Origin of the sequence: Chryseobacterium contaminans, from assembly GCF_001684955.1 — a bacterium.
In the GTDB taxonomy this organism is placed as follows: domain Bacteria; phylum Bacteroidota; class Bacteroidia; order Flavobacteriales; family Weeksellaceae; genus Chryseobacterium; species Chryseobacterium contaminans.
The window spans coordinates 1-5448 of sequence record NZ_MAYF01000127.1; the positions used below are offsets into that span (position 1 = coordinate 1).

The 5448-nt window shown below is 33.8% G+C and carries 7 protein-coding genes; 3 read left to right on the plus strand and 4 right to left on the minus strand.

The genetic code is table 11. The features are described from left to right. Positions 1–150 precede the first annotated feature (150 nt). Positions 151–795 (plus strand): ligase-associated DNA damage response endonuclease PdeM, encoded by a 645-nt coding sequence (gene pdeM / locus BBH99_RS09215; protein ID WP_066694861.1) that lies wholly within the window; start codon positions 151–153, stop codon positions 793–795. Positions 796–1031: 236 nt separating this feature from the next. Here the strand turns inward: pdeM and BBH99_RS09220 are convergent, their stop codons facing one another. Together BBH99_RS09220 and BBH99_RS09225 are read right to left on the minus strand one after the other, a co-directional pair. After that, complete coding sequence (locus BBH99_RS09220) at positions 1032–1679, minus strand: hypothetical protein (RefSeq protein WP_066694863.1); 648 nt, start codon at positions 1677–1679, stop codon at positions 1032–1034. A gap of 58 nt (positions 1680–1737) precedes the next feature. Further along, entirely contained in the window at positions 1738–1935 is a 198-nt protein-coding gene (locus tag BBH99_RS09225) for a hypothetical protein (RefSeq protein ID WP_066694865.1), read from the minus strand. Positions 1936–2133: 198 nt separating this feature from the next. Here BBH99_RS09225 and BBH99_RS09230 point away from each other — a divergent pair, with 198 nt between their 5' ends. After that, positions 2134–2379 carry a hypothetical protein gene (locus BBH99_RS09230; protein ID WP_066694867.1) on the plus strand — a complete coding sequence of 82 codons (246 nt, stop codon included), beginning with the start codon at positions 2134–2136 and terminating at the stop codon, positions 2377–2379. Positions 2380–2531: 152 nt separating this feature from the next. Here BBH99_RS09230 and BBH99_RS23150 read toward each other — a convergent pair whose 3' ends face one another. Together BBH99_RS23150 and BBH99_RS09235 are read right to left on the minus strand one after the other, a co-directional pair. Beyond that, positions 2532–2705, minus strand: a complete 174-nt coding sequence (locus BBH99_RS23150) for a bacteriocin-like protein (RefSeq protein WP_419716435.1) — start codon at positions 2703–2705, stop codon at positions 2532–2534. 450 nt (positions 2706–3155) lie between these two features. Next, a complete protein-coding gene (locus tag BBH99_RS09235; RefSeq protein WP_066694869.1) occupies positions 3156–4379 on the minus strand; it encodes an MFS transporter in 1224 nt (407 codons plus the stop codon). 554 nt (positions 4380–4933) lie between these two features. Here BBH99_RS09235 and BBH99_RS09240 point away from each other — a divergent pair. Beyond that, the gene (locus tag BBH99_RS09240; protein ID WP_066694870.1) at positions 4934–5440 is read left to right on the plus strand and encodes a pyridoxamine 5'-phosphate oxidase family protein; all 507 of its coding nucleotides are present in this window, start codon (positions 4934–4936) and stop codon (positions 5438–5440) included. Positions 5441–5448: the final 8 nt, after the last annotated feature.

Here is a 5448-nt window from a genome sequence, read left to right on the forward strand (position 1 = left end):
ATCATGTATCTGGAACACTTATCTCCTGAAGAAATCCTGGAAAGAGAAATTGCAACCGGTATCCCGATTACCTATATCTTTGATGAAAATTTTCATGTAAGCAGAAGAGAACCTTAAACTTTAAACCCAAAACTTTGAACTAATTTGTCCATGTTTATTGCTACCAAAGAAATTATCATCCAAAATGAAGCTCTTACCTTAACCAATCAGCGTGCTTTATTCTGGGAAAAAGAGAAGGCCTTACTTCTTTCTGATCTTCACATCGGAAAGACTGCCCATTTCCGTAAAAACGGTATTGCACTGGCAAATCATATCATGAAAAGTGATTTGGAAAGACTATCTGCACTGATTGAATATTTTCAGCCGGAAAAACTTGTTGTGGTGGGCGATCTGCTTCATGCCGGAGACAATTCTGATGTAGATGAATTCTGCCAATGGCGAAATCGATATCCGGATTTGAAATTCTATCTTATTGAGGGAAACCACGACCGTATTTCAGAGCCTTTGGAGAAAAAGCTCTGCCTTGATTTTAAAGAATCTCAATTGGAACTGGGAGCTTTTACTTTGATTCATGAGTTTGATAATGAAAGATCCGGTTTTCAGATCACAGGACATATTCACCCGGGAATTGTTTTAAATTCTGCTGTGAAAAGCATCAGGCTTCCTTGTTTTGCACTGAGTGAAAACCAGCTGTTGCTTCCTGCTTTTAGTGAGTTTACTGGTTTGGATACTAAAAATTTGCCGGGAAAAAGTAAGTTTTTTGTGTTTACTGGTGAAGGGATTTATGAGGTGTGAGGTTTTAATATATAAACCTCAACTACAAAATCTTTTCTTCGCACTTGAAGGAAAAGAGTTGACTTTGAAATAAAGCAATATGACTAGGTTAAAGCATATTTCAGGAGTTGTAGGTTCCATTACGTTAATTCTTTCCTTGGATAACGTGAGGAATTGTAACTGCCGAGGGTTGAGAATATTTTGCTCCAAAAAATGAATTTACTATTATATAATAAAGCCTCTTAATTGAGACTTTATTATTTACTTTCTTTAGAATGTCCGAAGAAATATCCGAGAATTAATAAGAATGCACTTTCAATAATTTTTAACGGCTCTTTATTTAAAAACATTGTTACAGATAAACAAATACCTAATGTTAACAACAAAAATAGACCAACAATGGAAGCTGTTGTTTCACGACTAAGAAATTTCAAAATAACCTCGTACTTGTTGTTAAAGTTTTGTGTTTTAATTATATGTTCTTGCATTTTTACTCTTAATTCCATCTCCCAATTAGCCTCCTGTGTATAAACATTTTCACTTTCATCCCTAAGTGTCATTGTTTGTCCCTCAATTTGTATTATTCTATTTTTAATAAACTCAATTGACTCCCTCAGCTGATATTTTATGTTAAGTTCTATTCCATTAAAGTAAGTATTAGTACTACTAACTCTAAATGTTTCATCTTTCCTTACTATTAAAGTGTGTTTTTGTATAAAGTTTATATCATATATTAAATTTTCAGCCTCTTTAAGTCTAACCTTTAATAATGTAATGTCTATAGAAGACAAACTTTCAATATCAAGTGCGAGTATTTTTGTAAGCCCCTTAAAATGTTCTATTGATTGGTCTTTAAAAAATTTCTGGGCTGCATCTAAATTCTCTAATTCAATAATTGATTCCATTTTGTTATCTGTTTCTCACAAATATAACAAAAAGCCCTCTCAAACAGAAGGCTGTAAACTACTTAATTTTTCTAAAAAATATGCAATCTTTGGTGATTGTTGGCCTTAGTTTATAACGCCAAGATTCACTTTTCACCAATTCTATAAAACCAGCATTGGAAATTGCAAATTTTTCATTAATTTCTTGATAAGAAATTCCCATACTCGGATTTTGATCGATAGCTATCGAAATGTGATCAAAAATATTCTTCTTCATAATGTTATCTTACAGCATTAGAGCTTCTTATCTCTAATATAATGATTTCCATTGAGAAAACAAATAGCTGTATAGATTTTTTTATAGCACACGTATTTTTTTTATCCAAAGAACCAGCAATTCATAAAAACGGGAAATATATATAGTAAAATATCGCCTAATAATTAGTATTTTTACCACTTAATATAAACAATAACTATGAAAAAATTACTTTTTTTAGCGGCAAGTGCTGCTATTGTATTTTCACTTAACTCTTGCTCTTCTGAAAGTGATGAAAATATTACTCCAAAAGAGGCTGCTATGAAAACTGATGCTTTAAGCAGACAAGGGATGAAAAAAGATTCTGCTACAATAGGATCTTCTGCTTCTAAACTCACACCACCTACTCCGGGTGATAATCCAGACGATACCATTGATCCGACAAAACCAGACAGGCCAAGATAGTAAGGTTTTATCATTCGCTTAGTCAAAATCAACTTGTTGGTTTTTTTCTTTGTTTCCTTTAAAATAAAGTATGTAACGAAAACAAGTAAGCCCTCTCAAAGAGAAGGCTTACTTGTATATCTTATAAATTGATATCCCGTAAAAGATGTCAATTATACAGGTTTTGTAACAGGAACACATCCGCAAACACAATCCCAAATGTCTAGATCCGGATTGCATTCATAAATAGATTCACATCTATAAATATAGCCAACTCTGCAATAAGTTGGACCTGCTCCTTTGATTGACTTCATACCATCTCTTGTAATTTTCTTTAGATTTTTCATAGTTATTGATTAAAATATTAGTTTTTAGAACACTTTGTTCTTATTTCCAAATATAATTAAATAAAATTAATTACAAAATGGTGTTAAGGTTTTATTATTTAACAAGATAACCTGAGTATTATCAAAGAATTTTATAGTTGAAAAAATTAAACACCATCATATCACTCGCTTAATCAAAATCAACTGGTTGATCTCTTCTTTGCTCCCTTAAAATAAAGCAACATAATAATAAAAACTTTGTGTCAAATTAAAATAGAAAAGGTAGATCATTGATCTGCCCTTTTCATAAACTCACCTCATATACTTACTTCAATCTAACATATTATGTGTGGAAATATAATGTAATGTGTGCTATTGACCACCCCGTCAAAAATTCTTTGAATTTTTGCCACCCCTCCAAAGGAGGGGAATGTTTACCCCTTCAATTGCGATATTCGGCAAGGTTGAATATTAGTTTGCTTTTTTGCTTAAACGAATACTGATAATGGTTATCAATACAGTAACCACTAAGAATAACGCACCAATCCAGGGAGTACTTCCCAATCCTAATGAAGAAGTTACAATAAGCCCGCCGGCATAAGATCCAATGGCAATTCCAATATTAAAAGCTGCAATATTAATTCCTGAGGCTACATCTTCAGTTCCGGGAAGTTCCTTTTCAGCAATCTGTACTACTAAAAGTTGAAGTCCAGGTACTGTTGCAAAAGAAAGCGCTCCTAAGAAGAACAACGTAATAATACTCAAAACCGGGCTGCTTACTGTAAAATAGAAAGCTAATAATGTTAATCCCTGAGCGGCAAACATCCATAAAAGAGCTTTCAAAGGATTTTTATTGGCTACTTTCCCGCCAATCAGGTTTCCCAGAGCAATCGCAATACCATATATTAACAGGATAAAAGTAACGGTAGATTCCTGGAATCCAGTTATTTTCTGTAAAATGGGTGATAAATAAGTAAATACTACAAATGTTCCCCCATATCCCGTAGCAGTCATTAAAAAAGCAAAAATCAAACGTTTATTGCCTAATACTTTGAACTGACTTTTGATGGAGGCTGTTTTTCCGTTCTTTAAATTGTTGGGAACCAATAATAAACTTGCGATCAATCCTATAATTCCAAGAATAGAAACCCCGATGAAAGTGGCTCTCCATCCAAAATGCTGTCCTATAAAAGTTCCCAATGGAACTCCTGTTACAATAGCCAAAGTAAGCCCGGCAAACATGATGGAAATTGCTGTTGCTCTTTTCTCCTCCGGAACCAATGATGCCGCAATCGTAGATCCAATGGAAAAATAAACTCCATGAGCAAATCCGGTTAATATTCTGGCCAGAACCAGTGTGATAAATCCCGGAGCAATAGATGCTAATCCGTTTCCGATGACAAATAATAACATAATGGAAACCAGAAGCATTTTACGGGGAACTTTTCCTGTTAGTGCCGTTAAAATAGGAGCTCCGATAGCCACTCCTATGGCATAAAGGCTTACCAGTAAACCTGCTGACGGAATAGTAATCCCAAGATCTCCGGCGACGGTAGGAAGAAGTCCTACAATCACAAACTCTGTAGTTCCGATTCCGAAAGCACTTATTGTGAGTGCCCATAAAGCTGCAGGAAGACCTTTACTTTTTATACTTTCTGATGCAGCATTGATTTGTATTTCTTTTTGATAATTCATTGCACTGTAATTTTGTTGATGTTGACAATGCAAATTTCCGACGAATAATTGTATTATAAAAATTATTTAAATTGTATTAAATTATCAGAATAATAATAGTTTAATTTTCTTTGTCATTTAGTCACACTACTTTTTGCCTGGAGGAATACTCTTTTCCGATAATATCTTTATAAAGTTCCGGTCGTCTTGCATTCAGATATCTGTTTCAGGTTATAAATATGTTTATTTTTCCCACAAATTCCACGGATTTCCACAGATGCTATGGTTAAGAAAATCAGGAATATTGCTAAACTTATGTGTACTTCTATACGCAAAGTTTGTCACTTTAAAAAATCTTAAGTGTTTAAAATCTTTTGTGACTTTGTGGTTATCATATGTAGTAACAGCTTAAATTTTCCCTCAGATACTGCGGATTTTTCCAACAATCTCATCAAAACTTAAGCTCAGATACCACATTTTTCTCCTAGTTGGTCAGGTATTTGAATATTTTAATATAAATGATTCTATTTTCTGTAGAATTTTTACTGTTCAATCAATCACTAAAATATATTAATATGTCAACACAAAATCTTAGCCATTTAGAAGCGATCAAAAAAATCAAAGAACTGTCGGAAAATGCAAGAATATGTATGTTCTGTACTGAACTGGAAACAGTACCTGTAAATTCCCGCCCTATGACATTGCAGGAAACGGATGATAGCGGTAATCTCTGGTTTATCAGCAGTGGAACCAGCAACAAGAATTTTGAAATTAAAGAAGACCGGAGAGTACAGTTGTTCTTCATGAACAATAAAGACTCCCAATACCTTTCCGTATATGGAAAAGCTTCCGTTTATAAGGATAAAGAAACGATAGAAGAAAAATGGTCCCCTTTAGCCAAAGCATGGTTTGATGGCAAAGATGATCCTAATGTAACCATTATTCGTGTAGAACCCCAGGAAACTTATTATTGGGATACAAAAGCAGGGAAATTAGTGAGTCTGTTCAGTTTTGCAATATCAGCTATCACGGGTAACAAGACCGATAATTCTGATGGTGTAGAAGGAAATGCAACGATCTAACTTTTGCC